The following is a 26,971-nucleotide window of genomic DNA, read 5'->3' on the forward strand; positions in this document are numbered from 1 at the left end:
CCGTTACAAAACTTAACTACGAACTATTTTAAGATACAGCTATCTACATGGTAAGGGCACACATATAGACCCTTACCGCGTGTTACATCCAAATAAATAACACACATCAGCCACGTCTTCTTTTTAGAAGTTTTTAGAAGCTTCTTTACGGGTAACGATTTAGCGTAAAAAGCTACTAACCAACCACAACAATATAAACGTCACTACAGTAGATAATTGATTTGTTCCTAGACCGGTAAATGATATTTGTGATATAACCCAGCTAGCAACTAGTCCCCCAGCGATTAAGCCAACTATTAAACTGACCAGGGTGAACAAAACTGCTCGACCAAATTTGCCTTCCTTGCGATTGAGAAAGTAAATACTAGTACCTACCCCAACCACCAACGCCAACTGCAAAACCTGATCGCCTCCCTCTGGATAAAACAGGCTAATAGAACTCAAACCCAGAAACCAAGCTCCTGGTAAGAGTATATCCGCAGGCGTTGGCTGATCGAGCATCCGTTGCAGCCATGCAGGTGATTGCTGGCGAGGGGCTGGACTTTCTTTAGGAGCCGATTGCACTCGCAACTCTGGGAACCGGATGCGTTCAGGGACTTTGATTTTACCTTCCTGGCGCATCCGCAAGCGATCCATTAAAATCGCATCGTAAGCCGCTTCAATTACTTCTAAATGCTTGGCATCGCCATTGTGTTGCTCGAATAGGCGATTGCGAGCATCTTGAATTTCATCGAAGCTAGCTTCTTCTGATACCCCAAGTTTTTCGTAGGGATTTTGATCGCTCATGGGAGTTTGTTACTTCAGCCTAAGTCAGAGGCAATTTTTGTCGAAGAAAAAACAGCTTTAGGTTTTATTTTGATCTAAACCAAAGTCTCGATCTATTTTACGCCCTACCAGGATAGTAGCACGGGTTAGTTTGATCGACTTTGCAATTTCAACTACAGTCACTTTAACATATCGCTATAACTCCGTGTATACCCTCATGTCGTTGCCTAATTCTGGCTCTAATCTAGAATTTGAACGGAGAGTACCTAAAATGCATAGTTTTTATGAAAAAACCAACTTTACCCTTTCAAATTTGGCAACTTACTGTGCCGTAATAGAGTTTTTTTAACTATACTGAATAATCGCTTGTGGTATATATCCGCATATCGATTTAAAATTGAAACGTTTTAAGTTACCACCTAACTGGGATCAAGTAGGTTTACGGCTCAAGTCAGAGCGCTGACATACTGTGGCTAACAGAAGTTTAGCGTTCTCATTGCCGACAATCCTGATTAGAGTATTTATTTTTGAATAATCAGGATTCTCATACCGTAGCCATGTAGATTCTTAGTTAGTCCCAAAGTGGCAACTGCGTTTTTACGCAAACCTCTTGTTAATCTTACGAATTTTTGTGCAAAGTAATGGTCATGGCTCCTGCCAAGATTCTTGTAGTTGACGACGACCCTGCGGTTCGGAATTTAATCCAACGCTTTTTGATTAAACAGAACTATCAGGTGGAGGCTGCCGAAGATGGAAAGACAGCCTTAAATCTATTTGAGCAGTTTAACCCTGATTTGGTGATTCTAGATGTGAATCTACCAGATGTAACCGGGTTTAACCTCTGCCAAGAGATGCAAAGTCGTAATGGTGTTTTTGTTCTGATGTTGACTAGCCGTGCTGACGAAGCTGACAAAATTCGCGGCTTTGCTAAAGGTGCTGACGACTATCTCACCAAGCCTTTTGGACTAGGAGAGCTAGAAGTCAGAGTCGGAGCTATTCTAAGGCGTCAGCGAGTGATAACTACGGCCGAGCAGAAACGCTTGGTATTTGAAAAACTTATGATTGATCCAGTGCGACGGGAGGTAGCACTTAATAACCAAGCAGTACCCTTAACTGCTCTGGAATTTGACTTGTTGCATTTTTTAGCAAGTCATCCAGGTCGAGTTTGGCGACGGGCAGAACTAATCCAAGAGGTGTGGGACTATGAATATGTCGGCGACCAACGGGTTGTAGATGTCCATATCGGCCAAATTCGCAAGAAGATAGAAATTGATGCTAGTCAGCCAGCATTAATTCAAACTGTACGTGGCGTAGGGTATAAGTTTGAATCTCCTGCTCACCCGCAGCAGTTGGAAGCCAAATCCTAAGTTTATAGTCTAGAGTTTTTTAACTCTTGACTGTTAACTTTTGGGGGAGTAGTTAGGGAATTTCTTTAGCTTTAGTAAAAGATAAATTTAGACAATCAAAATTGGTAGATATTCCTCAAATACAGTGAAAAAGCTTTCTCTCGTTCCCAGTCTCTGGCTGGGAATGCCTATTGGAGGGTTTATCGCCTCCTGAATTTGCGGTAGAGCCGCAATAAATAGCATTTCCAGCTAGAGGCTGGAAACGAAAATTTTCTCTAGTGTTTTGGCTTAAGTTAACACGCATTATACATTCCCTATTGCCAACTAGTTTTGCCAACAGGAGAAATTATTAGAATCTTTTTAAGGATCAGAATCTACTGATCTTTTTTGTTGTGAAATTGTCCCTAAATGACCGAGCGATTTGGCTTAAAATCCTCTTGATGGGACACGGTATGCCGTGCCCATCAAGAAGGCATGAGCCAGAATAACGCCCTTCATACCAGTACCTATGGGGTGTCTAGTAAATTAGCTGTTGCGGGTAAATCGACTCTGGGCATTTCTACTGAGGAGTGGTGGAATAAAGTTTCCAGATAGACTCGAGCAGCCCGGCGATCGCTACCTCCATTTTGGAGTAAAAATAATGATAGCGCCGCCGTCAATACTCTATTTTCATCCCAATCGGGATGGGTTTCTAAGTAGTTTTTTAAGGATTCGTGGAGTGTTTCGGGAATTTCTGTAAAGATGCTAACCGTTGATTTCATGAGATTTTCCTCCTATGAGGATAATCAAAAGGGACAAGTTGCTTGCGGTGAAGTGCCAAGGCTACCTCACACGCTCTTTCGCCAGCCCGACAATCTACGCCCACATCTGGTGGTAATATATTTTACACATTTGATGCCAACGGTTGAACGGATTACAAAAGCAAGCCGAATCATTGTGCGCCAAGAGGGGGTGGGTTTGTCAATGCTGCGAAATGTTAAAACTGGTGGTATAAAAAATAAATGCGAACGAAGGAATCAGTATTAGAGTCTATTTTTCGTTACTTTACTTAATAAAAACTCAGTCCTTAAACTTCTTTGCTGCTTATAATCAACAATCCCCAGTCAGAGTGTAAGAAGCCTATTAGCTCGTAGAACACCTGTGGAAAACTGCGAAAATACCTGTGGAAATCCTGTGGAATTAGTGAGAAAAATTGCAGCCAATGATAAGAATTACAAAAATGTCACTAAACTATGACATTTAACGGTTCGCAGAAGTCCCCATCTTTTTTGTCAATCAACTTGGTTTATGTGCAGCCAGTGTTGGGGTAGCTTTGGGTAGCGTCTCGTAGAGAAGTTCACCGTTCGCGTAGCGTCTCAAAGAGTTGGTATCGCTCGACTAGCACCCTACATACCCCAACAAGGCTCTTAGGGGACTTTTGCATGCTTGTCTATTTTTAAAGGGAGTGAGGGGCAGCGAAAGTGGTACAATCTAGCCAACAACATCCTACGGAGTAAGATGGATGCTGATAAATACAGTTCTCCGCAACCACTATAAAATCGTAGGGCTTTTAGGAAGCGGTGGGTTCGGTGATACCTATTTAGCTGAAGATTTAGATTTGCCCAACAAGCCTAAGTGTGTTGTCAAACACTTAAAACCGAAAACCTCCAATGCAACAGTTTTACCAATCGCCAGACGATTATTTGATAAAGAGGCAGAAGTTTTATACCGCTTAGGTAACCTGAGCAAGCAAATACCTAAGTTATTCGCTCATTTTGAAGAAAATGGGGAATTTTATCTAGTACAAGAATTCGTGGATGGACATGAATTGTCTAAAGAGATAATTCCTGGCCAGGCGTGGGGTGAAGCTCAAGTAGTTCAACTCTTGCAGGAGATTCTTGAAGTTTTAGTAGTGGTACATCAGCAGAATATTATCCACCGAGATATCAAGCCGCAAAACTTGATGCGCCGGCGCGAGGATGGCAAGATTATGCTGATTGATTTTGGAGCAGTTAAAGAAATTGAAGGCTTGGCAGAAAACACTCAAGGTCAAGTGACTTCGACTATTATCATTGGCTCCAATGGTTATATGCCTAATGAACAAGCTAGTTCTAAGCCCAGGTTGTCTAGCGATATCTTTGCAGTGGGGATTGTTGCTATTCAAGCTTTGACAGGTAGAATACCTCAAGAATTCCCAGAAGATGCAAATGGCGAAATTATCTGGCGTCATTGGACAAATGTCAGCGATCGCCTAGGTGATATCTTAACAAAAATGGTGCGTTACAACTTTAGTCAACGCTATCAGTCAGCAGCACAGGCATTACAAACACTGGCGTACTCAACATCTCCGACTACCATCTTAGCTTCAACTTATTCAGTTTCTCCTGTAAAACCAAAATCAACAAACAGGCGGATATTTGGATTTAATGGGGCAGTTTTAGCTGCAACTGTAATCGGACTAGGAGTAGTGGCGATGCTTGGATTATCTTATTTTCTCAAACAGCAATCTCCCCAAATAACTGAAAATACTGAACAATCTATTTCACTACCTTGCAATTCGGAACTAACTTCAATTCCCTCAACTAGAAAACCCGATAGAAAGTTTCCAGATGGTACTGAATATTATGGGGCTATAGATAAAAATAACAACCTATTTGGTAAGGGAGTCATAATATTTAAGAATGGCAGTCGATACGATGGAGAATTCAACAAGAATCAGCGCAATGGTTGTGGCATATTTTTATATCCCCCAAGCAGTAGTTCTTATAAAGATTATGTAGGTCAATTTGTCAAGGATAAATTTCAGGGGCTAGGAAAAATTAGATGGAAAGATGGTCGTGAGTATCGAGGCAATTTTAAAGCTGGGTACTGTGAAGGGCAAGGAACATTTCAATCCGCAGATGGCTCTTTGAAGAGTGGGATTTGGCAGAAGGGAGAATTGCCAGGAAGCGATTTATCATGTAATATCTAGAAAATATTTAATGTAATATATTGTAGTATGAACTTAATAATGATAAATATTAATGTTGAATGTAAATCAGCTTTAATTAACGGAAAATGAAACAAAAGTTGTCTAAAAAATTTAAATTCATTGTTTCTACTGCTTTCTTACTCTTCTTCGCCAGCTTTGGTGTAGTTATTGTGCCACAGGTAACTCTAGCGCAGCAACAACCAGACCAAACTCCCGCAACTCCCGCAGCAACTCCAGACCAAACTCCCGCTAAACCGGACGAAACCCCGGTAAAACCAGACCAACCTCCTGCAACTCCCGCAGCAACTCCAGACCAAACTCCCGCTAAACCGGACGAAACCCCGGTAAAACCAGACCAACCTCCTGCAACTCCCGCAGCAACTCCAGACCAAATTCCCGCTAAACCGGATGAAACCCCGGTAAAACCAGACCAACCTCCCGCAACTCCCGCAGCAACTCCAGACCAAACTCCCGCTAAACCGGATGAAACCCCGGCAAAACCAGACAAAACTCCCACACCAACTCAAGACCAAGACCGACCCCCTGCTAAACCAAACGAAACCGAGATAAAACCAAAGCAACCTTCAAGTCGTAATTCAAATCCAGGTACAAGACAAAAACCAAAACCAAAACCAGAAGCTCCAACACAAGACTCAGGCTCAACTCCAGACTCCCAACCAGCACCTTCATCTCATGTAATTCGAGGACGGGGGTAGAGTTTTTTTGATTTGCGATATTTAGTAATTTGGAGATTGAGAATTTAGAATTCAGACTTCAAGCTGGTTCCAAGCTAGTTGATAGCTGAATTCTGAATTCTTACTAGTTACTAAAAGTAATCATAATATTAATAATTAATGCAACAGAAAATGATACATAGGATGTATTCTTGTAGTACTTTCAAGTTTAGTTTGACGACAATAGCAGTACTGATATCGCTTCAATCATACGCCAATGCTCAGGTCGCTAATAATCAACCAAACTCTTCTCAAGTTGAATTAAACCCTCCACCATTACAGTCAAATATTCCTAACTACTCTGAGCGAAAGCACCGATTATTACTCAAACTCCACCATTCCATAGAGCCAATAATTCCCAAGACTTCTGAGCAAGAAATCCATTTGCTACTTAAACTTAATGAACGAAAACTTTACGTTTATCGGGGTGACAGTTTGCAAGCCAGCTACCTAGTAGCTATTGGTAAACCTAGATCGGAAACACCCACAGGCAAATTTAAAGTTATTCACATGGTGCAAAACCCAGCTTGGGAAAACCCTTTTGTTGCTAATAGAGAAATTGTTCCTCCAGGCTCATCAGATAATCCTCTAGGAGAACGTTGGATTGGATTTTGGACGGATGGAAAGGACGAAATTGGATTTCACGGGACTCCGAATGTAAAATCTGTTGGGCAAGCAGTTTCTCATGGTTGTGTTCGGATGTATAACCGGGATGTGCGTAAACTCTATGAATTTGTGAAAATAGGAACACCCGTACTAGTGACTAAATGAGATAGAGGAGGTTTATATATTGGGGTGTTAGTAGTATTGGAACATAAAACCCAATACGGTTCAGTTAAGGCTAGCACTCTTTGTCAAAGTCGTTTTTTTTACGAACCACAGAGGCGCAGAGAAGCCAGTGCGTTGGGCGGGTTCCCCGACTTGAAGCAACTGGCGCGACACAGAGAGAGAAGAGGGAGAAGGAAAAAATTGCTTAACTGAACTGTATTGACATAAAATGTATTGACATAAAACCGAGTTAAGTAGTATTACATGAGCGCTACATTTTTTTAGTCCCTTGATGGTAGCTGAAGTTTACCCCAATATTGAATATTGACAGGGAAAAAACAATCAAACCAGCAATGCCCTAGCAACTTGGGTTACTCTAAAAACCTGTACTGCCACTGAGGTTGCCAATCCGGTTATGTAGTATTAGTGACGGTAAATGTAGACATTCAGATGACTCCTATTTTTTGACCTTGTATAAAAATTCATATCTTGACTTTTGTTCATACTACTACGAGTCTGCAAGCATTTTTTTACTGCTACCATCTGTGAAACGTCAAAGTCAATTTCAGTAATCGCAAAGTTTTCTCAAGGACGATCATTGATTAAGTTCTCCGTACTTGGTTTTCCCAAATTGGGAATTTTAATCTCATACTTTCATCAAAAAGAATATATTCCCATTTAGGGAAAGACCGACACAAGCATCTGCCAGTGGTCGCTACTTGCTACAATTTTGGCGATACCGGGGAGGAGGTAAAAAAATAAACAAAACTAAAGTTGCTGAATTTCTGGGTATTTGAGTCAGAACCCTGGAACGGTAAATGACGTAGAACAGTGTCGCCTACACCCGCCAGCCTGGAAAAACTGGCGAGACTCTGGTTTTTGAACTCTCAAAATTTGAACAATTTAAGCAGGAGTTGTACAGCCTACTCATGAAGCTGCCGTGGAGGTGCATAGTACCTGAATCGAATTTTGGCCGAGTGACATAATCTTCAACTCTATTGGCGACGTTCTTGGAGTTTGCGATATACCGATTTCAAATCAACTTGATGGTGAGCTAAGGCAACCAAAGTATGATATAGCAAATCAGCCACTTCACCTGCGATCGCATCTGCTTCATCATCCTTAAAAGCCATTACCACCTCAGCAGTTTCCTCACCGATCTTTTTCAAAATTTTGTTATCGCCACCTGCGAATAGTTTACAGGTGTAGGAGCTTTCAGTCGGATTGTCGCGGCGATCGCATATTATTTGAAATAATTGCGACAATGTATCCCCTGGTGGTGGGACAATTTTCCCTTCTATTTGATGAAAGCAACTGCGCTCTCCAGTATGGCAAGCAATATCTCCTAATTGCTCTACCCCGATAAGCAACGCATCACTATCACAGTCATAACGGATACTTTGGACTTTCTGGATATGCCCAGAAGTCGCCCCCTTATGCCACAACTCTTGCCGAGAACGACTCCAAAACCAAGTTTCCTCAGTTTCCAAAGTCTTTTGTAACGATTCCTGATTCATCCACGCCATCATCAGGACAGTACCATCCAAGTAATCTTGGACAATTGCAGGCACCAAACCCCGTTCATCGTAGCGAATTTTCTCAACAGGGATGGTGTAATGCAGCGATCGCGAATCCTTAGAAGACATACTAGCTAGTTTGCTCTAATGAGAATAACTTATGGATTCACGATACCATTCTGAATAGGGCAACGGGCACATTTTTTTCAATTGAACTATCTTATCTTGCTGTGAAATACTCCTACACTGATGCAGGCATATAGTTGGAGAAAGATTCTGGTATGCCTCAAATTATCGAGTTTGAATATCAAAAGTCGAGTCTTCATTGGAATTGCATAACATCTTGTTATTTTTTTGGTTCAACTAATTTTTCTATAGGATAGAAATTCTAAGCACTCTTTGACCCTATCCTAAGATAGAGCTTTTTATTGCCCATTATTAGGAGAAAACCTTGGTAAATACCACAATTAAAACCACAAAATCACAAGAAGTCTTCGCCGCAGCTCAAAACCTCATGCCAGGAGGAGTCAGTTCTCCAGTTCGTGCCTTTAAATCTGTGGGTGGACAACCCATAGTTTTTGATCGTGTTAAAGGCGCATATATTTGGGATATAGATGGCAATCAATACATAGACTATGTAGGCACATGGGGACCAGCTATTTGTGGTCACGCTCATCCAGAAGTCATTGCCGCATTGCATGAAGCTTTAGAAAAAGGCACCAGTTTCGGCGCTCCCTCAGTCCTCGAAAATGTTTTGGCAGAAATGGTTATCGATGCCGTTCCTAGCATCGAAATGGTCAGATTTGTCAACTCTGGAACTGAAGCCTGTATGGGAGTTTTGCGACTAATGCGGGCTTTCACCAACCGAGACAAAATCATCAAGTTTGAAGGCTGCTACCACGGACACGCCGATACCTTTCTAGTGAAGGCGGGTTCTGGCGTTGCCACACTTGGTTTACCAGACTCACCGGGGGTACCTAAAGCTGCAACTAGAACCACTTTAACCGCGCCTTTCAATGACTTAGAAGCAGTTAAAGCCTTGTTTGAAGAAAACCGTGACGAGATTGCTGGTGTCATTCTTGAGCCAGTCGTTGGTAATGCCGGGTTTATTGCACCTGATGCTGGCTTCCTAGAAGGATTACGGGAACTGACTCACGAGCATGGAGCCTTATTGGTATTTGACGAGGTGATGACAGGCTTCCGCATTGCTTACGGTGGCGCTCAGGAAAAATTTGGCGTTACTCCCGATTTAACGACCTTGGGCAAGGTAATTGGTGGTGGTTTGCCAGTAGGGGCTTATGGTGGTCGCCGAGATATTATGTCAATGGTTGCACCTGCCGGACCCGTGTATCAAGCTGGGACTCTTTCTGGTAATCCCTTGGCGATGACTGCTGGCATTAAGACTTTAGAATTGCTGCAAAAGCCAGGTACTTACGAGTATCTTGAGCGGATTACTAAAAAGCTAGCAGATGGTTTGCTGCAAATTGCCAAAGAAAATGGTCATGAGGTTTGCGGTGGTCAAATCAGCGCCATGTTTGGCTTATTCTTTACCTCTGGCCCAGTTCATAACTACGAAGATGCGAAAAAGTCTGATACAGCTAAATTTGGACGTTTTCATCGCGGGATGTTAGAGCGTGGTGTTTACTTAGCACCCTCTCAATTTGAAGCTGGGTTTACGTCTTTCGCTCACACTGAAGAGGATATTGATCAGACTTTAGCAGTTGCACGAGATGTAATATCGAGCCTATAACCAAAAAAGTGCTGAGTAGTCAGTCAAGATAATGCCTACAGCGTTGCTCACTGGGCATTGTATGATTGCTGTGTGCGATCGCAATCAGTCGAAGTGTCAACTTACGATCATCGGAACGACCGTCGCTGATGTTCTGTATAACTGCCAAACCGTTCTTGGAGAATGGTTTGGCAGTAAGACCGGCACCACAATCTGAACTTCTCCCAACGCGAAGGAGCCTCTCGTAGAAAAGGGGAGACACCAAGGGCGAACGGTAACTCAGCACTACTCAACAGCCACAGGCGGTGTGACTACAGCCTTTGATAGTTTTGTGACCTTCAGCACAGCCTTGAGAGCAATAGTATTTGCCATCCTCTTTAATAGAATCATCAACTGAAACGATACACAGGCAAGTTGAACAGGCGCATTTCATTTGGGTGACGGTTGTCATAACTTTCTCCATTTCCTGTTGAGACTACTCTAATCAATACATCAATTGTTTCTGTCTGCTAGGCTGTTGTATAAAGACTTATTGTTTAGGCGGGGTTGCCAATTTAACTGACCGTTATTACAAAAAAACCGCCCAAAATTAACATCTGAACGGTATTTTTCCTATTAATACTTAATGCCAACCTAGTACGACACGGCGTAAATAAAGCAACCATTTTAAATAGCCAGAAAGCCTACAAAATAAGCATTCTTTCTTTTTACTTTTGCCTTTTTACTTTTGCCTTCTTGTACTAGTCTGCTACAGGTTGTACTGATATCTCAAAACTACAAGTCAGGAGGTAAAATTACCTGGTCAATTGCGTGGATTACACCGTTGCTGCCTGTGATATCTGCCTGAGTAACTTTAGCATCATTGACGGTAACACCAGTAGCAGGATCAACCTTAACGTTGATTGTGCCACCTTCAAGGCTTTTAAGTTCGCCAGACTTCAAATCACTGGACAATACCTTACCATGTACTACATGGTAATTTAAAATCTTGAGCAATACTTCTTTGTTGGCTGGTTTTAACAATTCTTGTAAAGCATCTGGTGGCAACTTAGCAAAAGCGGCATCAGTGGGTGCAAAAATAGTTAAGTTATCTTTGCCTTGCAAAGCTCCGGTCAACCCTGCTGCTTTCAAAGCCTTGGTTAAGGTGGTAAAGGAAGCGTTTGACTCTGCTAAGGCTAACAAGTTTTTGCTTTGATTGCTGCTTGCCCCTGGGCCTGGTGGAGTCGTGGTAGGTGTCTCAGTAGATGGTACTTCTGTTGGTGCTGTGGTAGGTTGAGTTCCCGGGGTAGTCCTTGGGGTGCGGAGTGTAGGTTCACTAGGTGTAGCAGTACCACCACGGTTATAGGGAGCCTCGTTGAAAATACTTGGTCTGGAATTTGTCGTTCCACCACTTGTTTGCGCCACTTCTTGGCCTTTGGTATTGCCCTTTTCTATTTGGGAAGCAGCCTCAGTGGGTGTGTATTGAGCGTTTGCTTGAAGACTCTGACCCCGGTTATAGTGGGCTTCGTTGAAAATACTGGGGTTAGGATTTAGTGCCGATTTCGCATCAGATGGTAAAGTAACCAGAAAGCTAAAACTAGTAAATCCTGCTATGCCTGCCAACATGGTCAGCAATTTGCTGTAATTTGTCTTCATAAATTTTGTTTGTCTTTTTGTTTTCACATTACATAAAGATTTATAACATTTTGTTAGTCACAAAATCTAACCGAAGAGGGAAGTAAGATTTTTTCTCAGAAGAATTTCTGCTTCTGTGGTAGAGTCTCAACCCTCATCGTCACCCTAATAAGTATTAAATATATCTAGCATATATTTTTTATGTATATTGAGCAAATTTTCTGCATCACACCAAAAAGAGTTAAAAAGCCCCACTTGGTGTAGCGTAAAATCTAAGAGTGTTTGAAAATCTCCCAGCTACAAGTTATGAGTTACAATGAACTTCGGAGAAAGACTCTACTTGAAAGGCCAATTTATATACAAACTTGTACGTAAATCAATAGTTGATGCAAAAATCCTGCATCCAATACGAAAGAAGGACATATCTGGGAATTAACCATTGATTATTCAGCAGCAAAAGTACAAAGAATTAATACCTAAATATTCTAACTTAGGCTAAAGGTGACAGGAGTTAAATTGACGGCTGAAGACTCAAGACTGAGCGGTTAGATTTATTTCTAAAATATACCGAATCAAATTATTTAGTTATTTGATATTTTAATCAATCAGAAAACAATATTTTTTCCATTAGTAATTTTACTAAAAATCAGGCATCAGTTAAACCTAATGTCAATTAAAGAGACAACTAAGCAACTAAGGCGACTTACAGGAATAAATATACCGCCGGCGTTGGTTTCGACAACTCTTGGAGACGCTACGCGTAGCAAGATCCCCGAAGGGGTACGCTCAACCAACTGAGAGATCGAGAGTTGAGCGAAGCGATGCACTGAGCGTAGTCGAAGTGTCGAAACTCCCCAACACAGGTATTTTCTTTCTCAGAAATCACCTAACGCTTTTTTATTACTCTCCTCAGATTAAATTTTAAACTCTATTTTGACGTTAGTTTGTGTAGCCGCGATTTCTAATCGCCTGGATTATTCCCTCTCCAGAGTCATAGAAGAGCGCTAATGCCAATAAAAATTACTTAAACTAAAGATACAATTGTAAAGTTAAGAAGTTGACCAGTTACAAGGTATACAACAAATGCTGGAATTATACCAATGGGAACTCTCTCAATACTCAGAGAAAGTGCGCCTAATTCTAGATTTTAAAGGACTAGATTACCGCAAAATAGATGTTACACCTGGGATTGGACAGGTAGAACTGTTCCGGCTGACTGGTCAGAAACAAGTCCCGGTATTAAAGGATCGTAATAAATATATTGCGGATTCTACGGAGATAGCTAAGTATTTAGACTTAGAGTATCCCGATCGCCCAATAATACCGCAAGATCCCAAGAAACGGGGTTTAACTTTATTAATAGAAGAATGGGCGGATGAGTCTATAGGCATCAAAGGTCGCAAAGCACTATTTGCTGCCATAAGTCAAAATCAAAATTTCCGTAAGTCTTTATTACCTACCTCAACACCCGATATATTTAAAAGTCTGGTTGAAGGAGTACCGACTGATTTCCTGACACTGTTCGGTTTTGGCGTCGGTTACAGTCCAGATGTGATACAGTCAGCGATCGCATCCTTAAAACAAGACTTGGAAGCCTTGACTTTATTATTGGCCGATAGCCCTTATTTAACAGGAGATGAGCCGACTCTAGCTGACTTAGCGGTAGCTGGCTTATCGATATTGCTCAAGTTCCCCCCTGGCCCCTATCTGGATTTGCCAGCTTCTATTAGAGGTAAAGGATTGCCAATCTTTGCCGAGAATATAGATTATGAACCATTCTTTACCTGGCGCGATCGCCTTTATGCCCAATTCCGCAAACCATTAATCACTACTACTCCACCAACGGGAACTTCGCCAACTTCGATTCAGATTGATTAGGTAATGGGGACTGGGGAATGAGGAATGGGGATTGGGGACTGGGAAGAGAAAAACAAATGACCAATGACCAATGACAAATCAGATGAATTCGAGACAACCATTAGGTTCGGTTATTCAAGGTTCTCTGACTGAAGGGTTAGAAGTGCGATTGCATCCTGACATTTCTGTGGAAGATATGCGAGTGGGTAAGTTTCTGGTTGTGCAAGGGATGCGATCGCGTTTTTTTTGTATGCTGACAGATGTAGCATTGGGAGCTGCTAATGCCCGAATTATTGCTAATCCCCCCAGTTGGGAAGACACTTTTTTACGAGATGTTTTAGCCGGAAGTGGGACTTATGGTACTATCAACCTCGCGCCGATGTTGATGTTCACTCCCGAATCGGAAGAATCTTTCTCCCCAACAAATGGCAAATCGGCAAATCCCTTTGTGCCATCAATGACGGGTTTGGCTTCATTTGTGCCACAAACCAGCACGACGATGGAATTGTTACCCGTTAAAACTATTCCTAGCCACTTTAGTCAAGTTTACGAAGCAAGCGTTGACGATTTTCGCCGGGTATTTGGTTGGGAAGATGACCCCCAAAGGCGCAATTTTTCCATCGGCAAACCTTTGGATATGGATGTGCCGGTTTGCATCGATTTAAACCGCTTTGTCGAACGAAGTAATGGGGTCTTTGGGAAATCTGGTACTGGTAAATCATTTCTAACACGGCTACTTTTAGCTGGCGTTATCCGTAAAAATGCGGCAGTGAACTTGATTTTTGATATGCACTCTGAGTATGGCTGGGAAGCTGTTGCAGAAGGTAAAAATGTCAGTACTGTTAAAGGATTAAAGCAACTTTTTCCTAGTAAAGTCGAAGTTTACACCCTCGACCCAGAATCCACAAAGCGCCGGGGTGTGCGTGATGCTCAAGAACTTTATTTGAGTTATGAGCAAATAGAAGTTGAAGATATTAAGTTATGTAGTCGAGATTTAGGACTTTCTGACGCAGCCTTGGATAACGCCAATATTTTGTATAGCGAGTTTGGCAAGTCTTGGATTGTCCAGTTGCTGAATATGAGTAACGAAGAAATCGAGATGTTCTGCGACGAGAAGCGCGGACACAAAGGCTCGATTATGGCATTGCAGCGCAAACTCTTGCGGATGGATAGCTTGAAGTATATGCGAGCGGTTTGCCCCCAGAATTATATTAGTAAAATTGTGCAATGCCTGGAATCTGGGAAGAATGTTGTGATAGAATTTGGTTCCCAGTCTAATATGCTCTCTTATATGTTGGTGACGAATATGATCACCCGGCGGATTCACGAGCATTATGTCAAGAAAGCAGATAAATTTCTCCAAAGCAAAAATCCTAGCGATCGCCCAACGCCATTGATGATTACCATTGAAGAGGCGCACCGTTTCCTTGACCCAGGAGTGGTACAAAGTACTATTTTTGGGACTATTGCCCGTGAACTGCGTAAGTATTTTGTCACACTTTTGGTAGTTGATCAACGTCCATCAGGCATAGATAATGAAGTTATGTCCCAGATTGGAACTCGCATTACCGCTTTACTGAATGATGAAAAAGACATTGACGCGATTTTTACGGGTGTCTCTGGTGGTAGTGGATTGCGATCGGTGTTAGCAAAATTAGACTCGAAGCAACAAGCTTTAATATTGGGTCATGCCGTTCCCATGCCAGTAGTAGTACGTACCCGACCTTACGACGCAACTTTTTACGAAGAAATTGGTGAGCCAGCCTGGGAAGAAAAACCTGACGCAGAAGTATTCGCAGCTGCGGAACTAGCCAAAGCCGACCTTGGATTCTAGATAGTCATTGGTCATTAGTCATTGGTCATTCGTGAATGCCCCATGCCCAATTCGTAACATCCCTCCATTGTCACAGCAAATTAAGTTCGGTTATCCGGCTACTTTCTCGCAACAGAAGAGGGGTTTTTCGCGTCACTATAGATGTAGTCAGTAATTTCAAGGAAGGTTAAATTTTCTTCTCTAACGACCGCTTTTGAATTATAATTATAGGCTTTATCTTAAGATAGTTTACTATCTGCCTGATTTATTGTACTATAAAGCTAAGTAGAACTCATACCGACTTCGGATTTTCCAGTTGCGTTAGTAACTGCCCAAAAGAAGAATTCTCAAAAACAACCAGCGTGCTTATAAAAAATTGAAAATTTAGGGAAGGTAGGGGAACCGATCATTGGGGGTTTACCGTCTTAAGAACGGCTGAATCAATTGATAATTACTTTTGATAGCTTCCAATATTTCGTGATAGATGTACTACCTTCCAGGTTCAGTTTACTAAGAAAATATACATTGTACTTACGGAGTAGAGGACATCGCACCAATGCCTACTGTCAATACCCAAACTGAAAACCTCAACACCAAATTTACGGCTGATATGGTGCGAACCTATCTGCGAGAAATTGGTCGTGTACCACTGCTAACCCGCGAACAAGAAATTGTCTTTGGGAAGCAGGTGCAACAAATGATGACGCTCATCGACGCTAAGGAAGCTTTGGCGAAGAAACTGCAACGCGAACCGAATATGTCAGAGTGGGCTGACCACGTTCAACAATCGGAAACCGAAGTACAACAAACGGTGGCGCAAGGTAAGCGGGCAAAGCAAAAAATGATCGAAGCGAATTTGCGCTTGGTAGTTGCTATTGCTAAAAAATATCAAAAGCGGAATATGGAATTTCTGGATTTAATCCAGGAAGGAACACTAGGATTAGAGCGGGGTGTGGAGAAATTTGACCCAATGAGGGGTTATAAGTTCTCGACTTATGCTTACTGGTGGATTCGCCAAGCGATTACCCGCGCGATCGCCCAACAAGGTCGCACTATCCGCTTACCGATCCATATTACCGAGAAACTGAACAAAATCAAAAAAGTGCAACGCGAGTTAGCTCAAACCTTGGGGCGATCGCCGACTCCAGCCGAAATTGCCAAAGCACTGGAATTAGAACCGGCTCAGATTCGGGAGTACCTGAATATGGCTCGTCAACCAGTGTCTTTGGATGTGCGAGTTGGCGAGAACCAGGACACCGAGTTGCAAGAAATGCTCGAAGATGATGGACCATCACCAGAGTATTACACCAACCAGGAATTTTTACGCCAAGACTTGAACAACCTGCTAGCGGAACTAACCCCGCAACAGCGAGAAGTTGTAGCCCTACGTTTTGGTTTAGAAGATGGTAATGAAATGTCATTGGCGAAAGTGGGTGAGAGATTGAATCTCAGCCGTGAACGCGTCCGTCAGTTAGAGCATCAAGCTTTAGCTCATCTGCGTCGCCGTCGGGCTAATGTCCAAGAATACGTTGCTAGCTAAAACGAAAGACGCGAGATTTCGCGTCTATAATCCAGCTTGGTGATGCGCCTCCTGAATTCAGGGGGCGATTTTTTTTGCTGAAAACCAGGAAACGCAGTTAATCAGGTATTCGCTATCGGGATGAAATGCTAATCCAATACCTGCGCTATGCGTTTTTGAGGAACGAAACCCAACATTTTGCGGGGTTTGTTGAGTAACGTTTACCCTCCAACCTACGAATATTTTTAACTGAACGTGAGTTCGATGAACCTCTCCCTCCCAACCTCCCTCTCCGAAACGGGAGGAGCAACGAAAAATTAAGCTTTTTACTCCCCTCTCCGAAGCGGAGAGGGGCTGGGGGAGAGGTCAAACAAGATTTGTCGAACTCACGTTAACTGAGCAGTTAATCAGAAATTTGGGAAGGTATCCGAAAAACTATAGATTCAGGATGTAGACATAAGTGTTAGTTTTTTGCTGATTGTAGTTTAGGTCATGCGGAAAAACCTAACCCCCTTCCTGACACGGAAAGGGGGTGACTTCAAACTCTCTCTCATTTTAGAAGAGAGAAATAGAAGTGAGGTTTTCCAGGTACGGTGAAAAGTCAACTGTTATCAGTTCTGCAATAAGTTGAGGTAAATATCTTCAAATATTCCAGAGATAATAACAGGGTAAAAAGGTGTGTCATTTTTCGATGTAACTAGCTATTTAATTTTTTACCCTATTTATCAGCAATTACTTTCTCTCAAAGAAAAGTTAATTATATTCATCTAAAAATGTAGTATGAGTCAGAAAATAGTTGAAAACATTAAAGATTCTTTTCAGCCTAACCTCAGCAATTTAGCCAAAAAATGGGCATTAGCCTCTAGGCTGATTATAAGTATTGTGGTTTTAGGTTACTTAGTTTTTATTCCATTTAAAGGACTTGATAAAAACCGGAGATTAGAGACAACAGAAGTAGGACTTTTAACAATTATATTATTGTTAAACTCTTCAGTTATTGAAAGAATAGAAAAATTACAACTTGGTAGCAATGGAGTAGAATTGAACCTAGTACATAGTAAAATTAAAGCTAATATAGAGGCTAATCAAAAAGAGTCAAAAGCTTTAGCTTTATTAGGAACTTTAATAGAAGATGATGAAAACCAAAGAAAGTTTTTTGACTCTTTGCTAGACGATGGAGAGCGAACAACTCTGGAAAACTTATTTAATGCTGAAAAAGATCAAAGACAGTTTCCATATAAAAAAGAACAATCCTGTGAGCAACGATTGAGACATTTACGAGTATTAGGCTTTATTGAATCTTTAACAAATTATCAAATTAACGAATTGCCTCCCCAAGGTAATTTAAGAGACTATTTTAAGCTTACTTGTACTGGAAAAATCTGTCTGGCTTTAGGTTCTAGCAACATTGCTCCACAAGACATATTAAATCAATGTGGAAGTGACTGTCATTGCCACAAAATCTTGACTCAGATTATAGAAAAACAAGGTCAATATGGGACAAAAATGAATAGCATTAATAATTAATACAAGTATAGGAGTGCGATTTGATTTCTGAAAAAATCTAAGTATCTGTAGGGTGTGTTATGGCGTAGCCTAACGCACCTAAATCGTTAACTGGTGCGTTAGCCTTTGGCGTAACGCAACGCCAGTTCGCTCAAGTCGGGAAACCCGCCCACACGACTGGCTCCCCTACGTATATTTCAGAAATCAAATATGAGTCCTATAGAAACCCTTGAGATTACAGACAAAACCCGCAGATGCGAGTTGCAAACCATTAATTTTTTTTGTATCGGCGGACGAAAATATGTGTAGCCGCAATTTCTAATCGTCAGGGCTACATCCGTTTCAAATCTTGTAAAATTGCGGTGGCTGATTGATAGCGATCGCTAAAATGATAACAAACCATTTTATCTAAAATTGCCGCTAATTCTTCGCTGACTTCTGCTGTTTGTCGCCAAATCACATTCCCCGTTTCTGCATCTGGGTAGAGTTCTTGCGGTGCTATCCCAGTTATGGCTTGAATACCAATCATTCCTAAAGCATAAATGTCACTACATAAGCGGGGATGACCGGCGAATTGTTCTGGAGGTGCATAACCCCGCGTCCCAATGGCGACTGTGGCTAATTCTGTTTGATCAATATTCGGCGGTTGCATCAATTTTACAGCCCCAAAGTCAATCAATACCAGGCGATTATCTTGAGCGCATCTAATAATATTAGTCGGTTTAATATCACGATGAATCACTCGATGCTGGTGAACAAATTCTAGAACTTCTAAAACTTGTTTGAGCATTTCCATCACAAATAATTCGTTTTGCACATTTTGTACAGGTGGTAATTCTTCACTTAGGGTATGTCCCTCAATATATTGTTGAATTAAATAGAATTCTTGGTCATCTTCAAAATAAGCAAGTAGTTCAGGAATCTGATGATGTTTACCCAAAGATTGTAATATTTCAGCTTCACTATTAAACAACCTGCGAGCAATTTGCAAAAATCGTGTATCTTGACGGGCTGGCATTAACTTTTTAACTACACAAGTCGGATTACCTGGTCGTTGAGTATCCTGTGCTAAATAAGTCCGACCAAATCCACCAGCACCGAGACTTTTAGAGATTTTGTAGCGTCCACTCAAAAGCAAATCACCTGATTTTATTTCTGGTGAATCAACAGTGGGAGGAAAATCAAGAGACGAATCGGGAACTGCTGTTTTATCTTCTAAGAGTACATTTAATTGGGCGATCGCTTCTTGTTGTTTTTCAACTTGCAGAATAATCACCTGAGTTTGACGCTGATTTTGGTAGCTAGTATAAGCAAGCACACAGATACTACTAATCACCAAAGCAAGCGCAGAGGGGATTAACGGCACCCATCCGCCTTGCAAAAACAAAGCAACGCAGATTACTACTAAGCTAAATAGAGTTGTCGCTTCCACCACTAGCAACAGCAACGGATTTTGCCACCGCCATGCTAAAATAGTACCTAAAAGCGACCAGCCCCACACCCAAATAAGTTCAACCCAGTTAGGCCAATACCAAATTAGCGATCGCCCATCCAACACTGTACTGATGAGTTGACTTGCTATCTGTGCATGAATAAACAGAGCAGGCATTTTGGCTGGTTGATCTGGCAAAGCGCTGTAAGGCGTATAAAAGCCACCTGGAGGGAGATTAGCTGCTGTAGTGCCAATGATTACAAGACGGTCTTTGACTAAATTGGGGTTGACTCGGCCACTGAGGACTTGTGAGAGGGTCACTTGATCGGCGAGGCTGTTAGGATGACGGAAATTTAATAATATTTGATAGCCATCTGCATCCAAATGTTGGTAGCCAGCAGAATTAGCTCGTAAACGCGGGAACAGAGTTTTACCTAACTGAAAATCTCCTTTTTTAGTGAACTGGTATTCAATGCCTTGTTTTTGCAAATAATCAATTGCAATTAGGGCACCAAATGCAAATGATGTTGTGCATTTTTTGTCTGTAGAGTAAGCAAATAACAAACTGCGGCGGAGAATTTGGTCGTCTTCATTGTCAGCAACCACATCGCTAAACCCAACATTATCTATAGGGAAATTAAGCGGCGGTGGAATTTCATCTCTACCCAAACTGCTGAACAAACAAGTGCTGATAATGTTATCTTGATTTGGGAAATTAGTCGCCAAATTATTGTCTTCTGGTTGGAAAATATATAAACCAACAATTCGCGGTTGATAAGACTCTATTTTCTTTAACAGCTGATTGATTGTCCGATGTGATAGAGTCCATTTATCTCGTTTGAGATCCTCATCAGTGATTTTTACTAGCAAAATCCGCCGATCGGGTGCTTCTGCTGGATGCGATCGCAACATCTGGTCATAAACTCTTAACTCCCAAGGCTCTAACCATTTGAGTTCCCGAACTCCCCAAATCAAGGCGGTAACTCCGACACTGGTAACAAAAATAATTTGCAGCCAGCTTTTGTTCTTGGAAGTTTCACGGGAATCCTGAACTTTGACAAAGGGGACACGGAGTTTTTTTAATAGTCTACTAATCACGGCATTGGGGCGGTAGCCTGAATTGGGTAGATGTTGCAGGCACAGAACTGAATTTTCGGACTCTAGGTTAAAACTAGTTAACCTGAAGCTCCTATTTAATGTAGCAATTTACTCGCTGGTTAGAGATATTGGCGTATTTCTACTCTTAAAGCTGGCTTGGTGCAGCGTCAACCAGAGAATAAGACAAGCGATCGGCTAATCATCTGCTTGAGATATTTGAGCATCTTCAACAGGACTGGCAACTGGGAAAGAAATAGGATTAGTAGATGGGGTTAGTGAATCTAACTGGGGCTGTTCGAGTGATGCTTCAATGCTGGAATCAGCAAAATAAGAGTCAAATATTTTATCATAGTTAGAAGCAACAGCTAAAAAAGCGCCACCCAAAATATAGATAGGTAATGGCAGATTAAACTCTTGCAACCAGTCAAACAGTTCCGCCAAGGCAAACAGCACCAAAAAGCAGGCAAGCCAAACCCTCATATTCTCATCCCCCGGATTGAAACAACTCTATATAATAGCTTAAATAGCTTGCATGATAGTTGATGTAGTACACAACCACTACCTCTATAATCCTAGATAGATGCGCTCAGAGTTATAGCATCTGCGATATTGCAATATCTGGTATAAAAATAAAAAACTCCATCCCCTTGTGGGTGGAGTTTTTAGTCATTATTAGCAATGACCAATGACAAATGACTATTTTAGACGGTCAGGTGCGATCGCTTGATCTTGTTGAGTAGGAAGGATCGCATCTCTGATAAACAAGGGGCTTAACAAGTTGCTCAAGCCGCTTGTTAAGCCCCTTATTAACGTTACTTGATATTATCAGGTGTGATGGCTTGATATTGTAGATTAGGAAGAATCGCTTGTTGGATATCTACATATTATCCTGTGTTTTACTTTCTGATTGGGGATAACTATTTATTCGCTAACACGTCTGAGGGAGTGATTTTGGCGTACTCTTCAGGTGTCAAAAACCCGTCTCTAACATTCACCTTTTTGGGGATAAGTCCTAAGCTATACCACTTGTCAGCAACTTCCTGTTGTTTAATGATGACTTTCTCTGTAATTGGTAGCACCCCATAGTCATATTTATCATGCATTATTTCTAGAGTCGGTGGATCTAGCTGAGTTACAGGAGCAAGCAGTTGTGCAACTTCTTTCGGATGATCCTTAGTCCAGATTTCTGTCTTTTGTAGCTCCTCTAGAAACACTTTGATCACGTCAGGATGAGCCTGATAAAACTGGCGTGAGGTTGAGTAAAAGTTGCCAGTATCCCGCAACTTACCACCATCTGCTAAAACACGAGCTGTTTTATTTTGTACATCTCTGGTAACGAATGGCTCCCAAATATACCAAGCATCCACCTTGTTCTGACTGAAGGCCGCATTTGCGTCTGCTGGTGCTAAAAAAACTGATTGGACATCGCTCAATTTTAGTCCTACATCTTCTAATGCTTTAACTAATAGGTAGTGACCGATGGAGGCTTTCTGGAAAGCCACTTTTTTGCCCTTCAAATCGGCAACACTTTTAATCGGAGAGTTTACAGGAACTAAAAGTGAAATTGCTTTACCACTGGGATATGTAGTAGCTAAATAAACAAGGGGCGCTCCTGCTGCTTGTGAAAATACAGGAGGTGATTCGGCTGTAGATGCAATATCCAGGCCATTTGCATTCAATGCTTCTAGCTGTTGTGGACCAGCCGCAAACTCAGCCCACTGTACTTTAAAACCCAGAGGCTCTAATCGCTTTTCTAAGGAACCTTGCTTTTCTAAAACTGCTAGAGCGGAAAGTTGTTTGGAACGCACAATCCGCACTACTTGCTTCTCAGTTGACTTGTCTGTAGTGCTAGATGAAGCCACCGATTCAGGGGAAGTTGCCGACTGCGGAGTGTTATTTTTTGTTTCACTACAACTCGATAGGGCTGTTGATAGCATTAAGCAGTAGCCAAGAGCAAACAACAAAGAACGACGTGTTATTCTCTGGCTTTTTCTGAATTCAAATTTTCCTTTTAAAGCTGACATGGATTGTTTTATTGATTCTCCTTGAGGTGATTAGAAAATTGATGATTAATTGCAATATAAAAACAAAAAATCCTCTCTATTAATTTATTTTAAATCTACAACAAATAAATATTTTTTCTAAATTCAAAAACCTTATTTATGAAATTAGGGAAGAGAGTGGGTATTACCCACCCTGCAACGACTCGAGGAACTGAAAATTTAATTGTTAGGAGGCAAAATTTAGGAAGTGGAGTGAGAGAGCCACACTCCAATCTGGTGCTAGTGGAAGATTTAAATTTAGTGCTTCCAAGCGACTAAGATTGTAGCTTTGAGTTCTTCTGTAAAATGTCCAGATGGCTCAACTGCTAGTAGCGCTTCTCTGAGATCCTTTTCAAATGCTGGGGCGTTATCGCCGTAGAAAATTTTGAGAGAGAAGGCTGTAGTGTATAAATAGCCGAGATAGCTATCGACAGTCCAAGATTTTTCAAATGGCACTTCATAGGTTTCTTGACGAGCAAAAGCTGAATTGCCAATTACGACTTCATGGGGAGGATCGACTGGCTTACGAATGCCTTGTCCTCGTTGTCCAGTCCGGCGCTCTTCACCTAACCATTTCTTCACTACTCCCACAGCAGCTTGTTTCCAAGGTAGATTGCTTTCCCAAGGGCTGTCACCAGTCTGAAGCAGTGCTAGTCCGCCATCATCAATAAGCAATTCATCAAGGCGTTCAAGTACTAGTTCGCGTTCCATCCAGTGGAAGGCTCTACCAATAGTGGCTAACTTAAATTTCCCTAAACTAGAGTCGATTAACTCTGCTCCTTGTTCTAACCAAGTAATATTATTTGCGCCGACTGCTGCTGCTTGCCGTTTGGCTTCTGCAATCATGCCGGGATCGGGATCGATCGCCACAACTTCTTCAAATCTAGTTCGTAGACCAATTGAAATTAATCCTGGGCCAGTACCTAAATCAAGGAGTCGTCCTTGACCATTGAGATTAAATATTTCGGCTAGTTTGTCGAATACAATCGGTGGGTATTTGGTTCTATATTGAGCGTAGCCCTCAGCAGCTCCCTCAAATAAACTTGGATCGTAGGTAGGAAGTGTTTTTAGTTGAGTCATGTCAATTTTGGATTTTGGATTTTGGATTTTAGATTTTGAGCCGAGAGGGAATAGCCAATGCCCCATGCCCACTTGCCCTGAGCGGAGCCGTACCACTTCGTGGAAGCAAGCTACGCGTAGCGTCTCGTAGAGAAGGAATGCCCAATGCCCTAAGAATATTGGGTGATGACGGGTAGCTGATCGTTGAGTACCCAATCGCCGATCGCACGCAATTTGTAATCCACAGGATCGTGCAGGGTAAAGGTTCGTAAATCCCGCCAATAACGGTCAAATCCATATTTGGTTGCTGTGGCGCGAGTTCCGGTAACTTCAAAGATCCGATTGGTAATATCTATACCTACACGGCTAGCTAATGCTTTAGCTGCGGAAACTGCGATCGCAACTTCTCCCCTCTCCTGATGAGTAAGTTCTGCATCCTTGTCCCACGCTGCTTGCACCTTCTCGGCTGCTTGGTCAGCTAGAGCGATCGCAGCTTGAATTTCCAGCCAAAAGTCTCCGTAATGATGCAGAATATATGGGTCTTGAGTCGCACTATCTACCCCTGATGTAATCCACGGTTTAGTAGTAGTTTTAGTGTACTCACGAGCGGCGGCAAAGGCTCCTTTAGTAATTCCTAGATAAACGTTGGTTTTTGTTAACTGGGCAATAATCCCAAGAAAAGTTGAGAAGGCACTCTCAGGGGGATTGGATGGCCCCAAAATCTCATCTTTTTCTACTAAAACATTGTTAAATGTATAACTACCGCTATCAGTGCGACGTTGCCCAATATTATCCCAATCGTGATTGGAAACCAACCCTTCCCTGTCTTTGGGAATTATGAATATGAAAGGCAATTCTACGCCATCTTCCAAAGCGGAGAATACCCGATAATCGGCAACGGAAATACCTGTACCAAAGCTTTTAACACCATTAACCCGAAAATTCTCGCCTTCTGGGTTAATTTTCAGCCTAGTATCCTTTGTATTAATGGCGTTTGCCCAAAATAAGTTATTCTTGGCAGTTTCTCTATAATATTTTTCCTTTTGGGCTGGCGTGCCGGAAACGTGACCCAAAGCCGTCAAATTGAGATGATTACCATATAATTGACCAATTGAACCATCAGCTTTTGATAGCTTTCTGACAATTTTTAAGGCATCAATCCAAGTTCCGCCAATGCCACCATATTGCTTGGGTACAATCAGTGGTAACAAACCACTCTCACGCAGTTTATTAATTTCCTCTTCTGGAACTCCAGCTTGGGCATCCCGTTCAACTGCGGATTGAGCAAGTTCCTTGGATAGAGAAGTTGCTAGGTCAATGTAATCCTTTGGTTTTGTAATATCTAGTACCATAATCAAATCATCCTTTTAGGGATTTCCAACCACTAAATTATCCAAATAAACGAACCACAGAGACAAGGCAGCGCGGTCTTGGGGATTTCCCCCATGAGCGACTGCCGCGCAGAGAACGCAGAGGGAGGAGAAATCAATAGGATTTTTGCGTCAGTTTTAGGATATTTTTTCTCTCTGTGCCCTCTGCGCCTCTGCGGTTCGTTATTTAAGAGAAATGTAGAGTGGGCAAAGCCCACGCTACAAGTGAACAGAGGAAATGGAACATGGAACGCTGTAATTGTCCTTTGTCATTAGTCCTTTGTCCTTTGCAAATGACTAATGACTAATGACAGTTATTTCTTAGCCGCTAAATATTCGTTTGCGGCTTTCTCGACACCTGTACCCTTGAAGAAGTCTTGATTGAGACTGGTGTACAACTCCAAGGGATGGATTGAGAGGAAGTACCGGAGGTCTTCTTCGGTAATAATTTCGTGTTCTGCCATTGAGTAGGCGTTGGCAGTAACGGCGGTGATATCAGGCACATCCCAGTGACCGGAATCTGAACCTAAGAAGGCTTTAACTCGATCGCCAAAGGGATTAGCTGCACGATTAAAAGCTTGAGATACACGGGTATCATCTGATTCTGTACCGAAGTAGAAATGATTCAAGAAGCGATCGCGCACATCTTCTGGTTTCTCAATTCCTGCTAGTTCAAATTCGTCGAGTTCGCCTGGATTTTCTGGAGCCAATAGTTGATGATGGAATCCTAAACCGTCACCAATTTTATCTAAGCGTCCATCTACAAGTTCGCCACCGTAACGAGTATACAACTCTACGAGTGCTTCCTTATCGATAATAGCAGGATTATTATTGGACAACAAATGTTGTTTGTTGCGGGTTTCCCAATGCCAGATAATATCAGCGTATAGACTAGCACCCCAAGCTGAACCACCTTCTAAAAAGGCAAATTTTAATTGCGGGAAGCGGCGAGTAACTCCACCAAAGAACAGCGATTTGCATAATGCTTCGGCTGCAAAGGCAAAGTGATTAATGTGATTGTACTGGGCATTGGTGACAGATCGCTGAGTTGTCCAACCTTGGCTAGAAGCGTGAGTTGTCGGTACAACTTTCAATTCTACGCACTTAGCCCAGAATGGATCGTAATCATACTGGCTATCTAAGCCAAAGTTATCAATCCAAACGACTTCGTTAGCGACTTCTTTGCCATACTTCTCAAAGGCAGGAATTGGACGACGAACGTAACCAGGGATTTGAATTGCTTTGAGTCCGAGAACATTCACTGCATATTCCAACTCTTCAATCCCTTCTTCGGGAGTGTGTAGGGGAATGGCGGCGATGGGTGTTAAGCGATCGCTATAAGGGCGGAAAATATCAGCATGGTAGGTGTTAACTGCCCGACAAACAGCCCGCCGCATTTCTTCGTTACCGATATTCGGCGCCATCGTTGCCAAGTTGGGGTACACCACGGCAAAGTCTGTACCTGCTTCTTGCAAGCGCTCATGCAGCAACTTGGGTAAGCTAATGGTAGCCAAATTCAAAGTATTTTTTGTGGGACGACCCCACCAGTTAGGGCGATTGGTGCGATAAGCAAAACGTTCTTCCCAACTTTGCTTATACCACTTAAAACGGGAAGATCCTGGTAAATTCTCTTTGAAACGTTCTACAAGTGCAGTTCCACCAACTTGCTCTAAATAATCCAAGACTGCTGGTTCAAATTCTTGGGTATGTACATCGGTGTCAATGATTGGATAACCAAGTTTTTCCCGAATTTGAGCAGACCTGGTTTTTTGTGGGCGGTCTAAAGCGATCGTCATGATAGTTTACTCTCGTCAAATGTTTATGGGCATTGGCAAAGACGCGATAAATCGCC

The 26,971-nt window shown here is 42.1% G+C and carries 21 protein-coding genes and 1 pseudogene; 11 read left to right on the forward strand and 11 right to left on the reverse strand.

The features are described from left to right. Positions 1-159: 159 nt before the first annotated feature. Positions 160-786, reverse strand: a complete 627-nt coding sequence (locus V7K97_RS00080) for a CPP1-like family protein (protein ID WP_334798651.1) — start codon at positions 784-786, stop codon at positions 160-162. 626 nt (positions 787-1,412) lie between these two features. On the opposite strand from V7K97_RS00080, the gene V7K97_RS00085 reads away from it, so the two are divergent. After that, on the forward strand, positions 1,413-2,132 hold the full coding sequence (locus tag V7K97_RS00085) for a response regulator transcription factor (RefSeq protein WP_094329363.1): 720 nt from the start codon (positions 1,413-1,415) through the stop codon (positions 2,130-2,132). A 548-nt stretch (positions 2,133-2,680) separates the two neighbouring features. Here V7K97_RS00085 and V7K97_RS00090 read toward each other — a convergent pair. Continuing rightward, positions 2,681-2,872: pseudogene (locus V7K97_RS00090) on the reverse strand (DUF2811 domain-containing protein); the annotation flags it as partial. Between V7K97_RS00090 and V7K97_RS00095 the strand changes: the two are divergent. The 4 genes from V7K97_RS00095 to V7K97_RS00110 all read left to right on the forward strand — a co-directional run bounded on the left by V7K97_RS00095 (position 2,871) and on the right by V7K97_RS00110 (position 6,566). Then, a complete protein-coding gene (locus tag V7K97_RS00095; RefSeq protein WP_334798653.1) occupies positions 2,871-3,137 on the forward strand; it encodes a hypothetical protein in 267 nt (88 codons plus the stop codon). The pseudogene V7K97_RS00090 and the gene V7K97_RS00095 sit on opposite strands and share 2 nt — an antisense overlap. Before the next feature lie 475 nt (positions 3,138-3,612). Next, a complete protein-coding gene (locus V7K97_RS00100) occupies positions 3,613-5,061 on the forward strand; it encodes a protein kinase domain-containing protein (protein ID WP_334798655.1) in 1,449 nt (482 codons plus the stop codon). Between the two features lie 86 nt (positions 5,062-5,147). Next, positions 5,148-5,777: a hypothetical protein gene (locus V7K97_RS00105; RefSeq protein ID WP_334798657.1), complete on the forward strand. Its 630-nt coding sequence runs from the start codon at positions 5,148-5,150 to the stop codon at positions 5,775-5,777. Between the two features lie 192 nt (positions 5,778-5,969). Then, positions 5,970-6,566, forward strand: a complete 597-nt coding sequence (locus V7K97_RS00110; RefSeq protein ID WP_334798658.1) for a L,D-transpeptidase — start codon at positions 5,970-5,972, stop codon at positions 6,564-6,566. A 992-nt stretch (positions 6,567-7,558) separates the two neighbouring features. Here V7K97_RS00110 and hisIE read toward each other — a convergent pair. Continuing rightward, a complete protein-coding gene (gene hisIE, locus V7K97_RS00115) occupies positions 7,559-8,209 on the reverse strand; it encodes a bifunctional phosphoribosyl-AMP cyclohydrolase/phosphoribosyl-ATP diphosphatase HisIE (protein ID WP_334798660.1) in 651 nt (216 codons plus the stop codon). A 322-nt stretch (positions 8,210-8,531) separates the two neighbouring features. On the opposite strand from hisIE, the gene hemL reads away from it, so the two are divergent. After that, positions 8,532-9,830: a glutamate-1-semialdehyde 2,1-aminomutase gene (gene hemL, locus V7K97_RS00120; protein WP_334798661.1), complete on the forward strand. Its 1,299-nt coding sequence runs from the start codon at positions 8,532-8,534 to the stop codon at positions 9,828-9,830. A 31-nt stretch (positions 9,831-9,861) separates the two neighbouring features. Further along, entirely contained in the window at positions 9,862-10,026 is a 165-nt protein-coding gene (locus V7K97_RS00125) for a hypothetical protein (RefSeq protein ID WP_334798663.1), read from the forward strand. A gap of 72 nt (positions 10,027-10,098) precedes the next feature. Here V7K97_RS00125 and V7K97_RS00130 read toward each other — a convergent pair whose 3' ends face one another. Together V7K97_RS00130 and V7K97_RS00135 are read right to left on the reverse strand one after the other, a co-directional pair. Beyond that, the gene (locus tag V7K97_RS00130; protein WP_334798665.1) at positions 10,099-10,260 is read right to left on the reverse strand and encodes a metallothionein; all 162 of its coding nucleotides are present in this window, start codon (positions 10,258-10,260) and stop codon (positions 10,099-10,101) included. Positions 10,261-10,583: 323 nt separating this feature from the next. Further along, positions 10,584-11,444 (reverse strand): fasciclin domain-containing protein, encoded by an 861-nt coding sequence (locus V7K97_RS00135; protein WP_334798667.1) that lies wholly within the window; start codon positions 11,442-11,444, stop codon positions 10,584-10,586. A 1,062-nt stretch (positions 11,445-12,506) separates the two neighbouring features. Between V7K97_RS00135 and V7K97_RS00140 the strand changes: the two genes are divergently transcribed. The 4 genes from V7K97_RS00140 (at position 12,507) to V7K97_RS00155 (ending at position 18,139) form a co-directional block, all read left to right on the forward strand. Further along, positions 12,507-13,301, forward strand: a complete 795-nt coding sequence (locus tag V7K97_RS00140; protein ID WP_334798669.1) for a glutathione S-transferase family protein — start codon at positions 12,507-12,509, stop codon at positions 13,299-13,301. A gap of 82 nt (positions 13,302-13,383) precedes the next feature. After that, positions 13,384-15,114: an ATP-binding protein gene (locus V7K97_RS00145; protein ID WP_334798706.1), complete on the forward strand. Its 1,731-nt coding sequence runs from the start codon at positions 13,384-13,386 to the stop codon at positions 15,112-15,114. Positions 15,115-15,649: 535 nt separating this feature from the next. Continuing rightward, entirely contained in the window at positions 15,650-16,633 is a 984-nt protein-coding gene (locus V7K97_RS00150; RefSeq protein ID WP_334798671.1) for an RNA polymerase sigma factor, RpoD/SigA family, read from the forward strand. 759 nt (positions 16,634-17,392) lie between these two features. After that, positions 17,393-18,139 carry a hypothetical protein gene (locus tag V7K97_RS00155; protein WP_334798673.1) on the forward strand — a complete coding sequence of 249 codons (747 nt, stop codon included), beginning with the start codon at positions 17,393-17,395 and terminating at the stop codon, positions 18,137-18,139. Between the two features lie 310 nt (positions 18,140-18,449). Here the strand turns inward: V7K97_RS00155 and V7K97_RS00160 are convergent, their stop codons facing one another. The 6 genes from V7K97_RS00160 to V7K97_RS00185 form a co-directional block, all read right to left on the reverse strand. Then, positions 18,450-20,648: a CHASE2 domain-containing protein gene (locus V7K97_RS00160; protein ID WP_334798675.1), complete on the reverse strand. Its 2,199-nt coding sequence runs from the start codon at positions 20,646-20,648 to the stop codon at positions 18,450-18,452. A gap of 195 nt (positions 20,649-20,843) precedes the next feature. Then, positions 20,844-21,128 carry a hypothetical protein gene (locus V7K97_RS00165; RefSeq protein ID WP_334798676.1) on the reverse strand — a complete coding sequence of 95 codons (285 nt, stop codon included), beginning with the start codon at positions 21,126-21,128 and terminating at the stop codon, positions 20,844-20,846. Positions 21,129-21,565: 437 nt separating this feature from the next. Beyond that, positions 21,566-22,672 (reverse strand): aliphatic sulfonate ABC transporter substrate-binding protein, encoded by a 1,107-nt coding sequence (locus tag V7K97_RS00170; protein ID WP_334798678.1) that lies wholly within the window; start codon positions 22,670-22,672, stop codon positions 21,566-21,568. Between the two features lie 276 nt (positions 22,673-22,948). Next, a complete protein-coding gene (locus V7K97_RS00175) occupies positions 22,949-23,770 on the reverse strand; it encodes a class I SAM-dependent methyltransferase (RefSeq protein ID WP_334798680.1) in 822 nt (273 codons plus the stop codon). A 149-nt stretch (positions 23,771-23,919) separates the two neighbouring features. Then, positions 23,920-25,101, reverse strand: coding sequence for an acyl-CoA dehydrogenase family protein (locus V7K97_RS00180; RefSeq protein WP_334798682.1), 1,182 nt, complete (start codon positions 25,099-25,101; stop codon positions 23,920-23,922). 332 nt (positions 25,102-25,433) lie between these two features. Further along, positions 25,434-26,915: an amidohydrolase family protein gene (locus V7K97_RS00185; RefSeq protein WP_334798683.1), complete on the reverse strand. Its 1,482-nt coding sequence runs from the start codon at positions 26,913-26,915 to the stop codon at positions 25,434-25,436. Between the last annotated feature and the right edge of the window lie 56 nt (positions 26,916-26,971).

The sequence above is a fragment of the Nostoc sp. genome, assembly GCF_036917815.1.
Taxonomy (GTDB): Bacteria; Cyanobacteriota; Cyanobacteriia; order Cyanobacteriales; family Nostocaceae; genus Nostoc.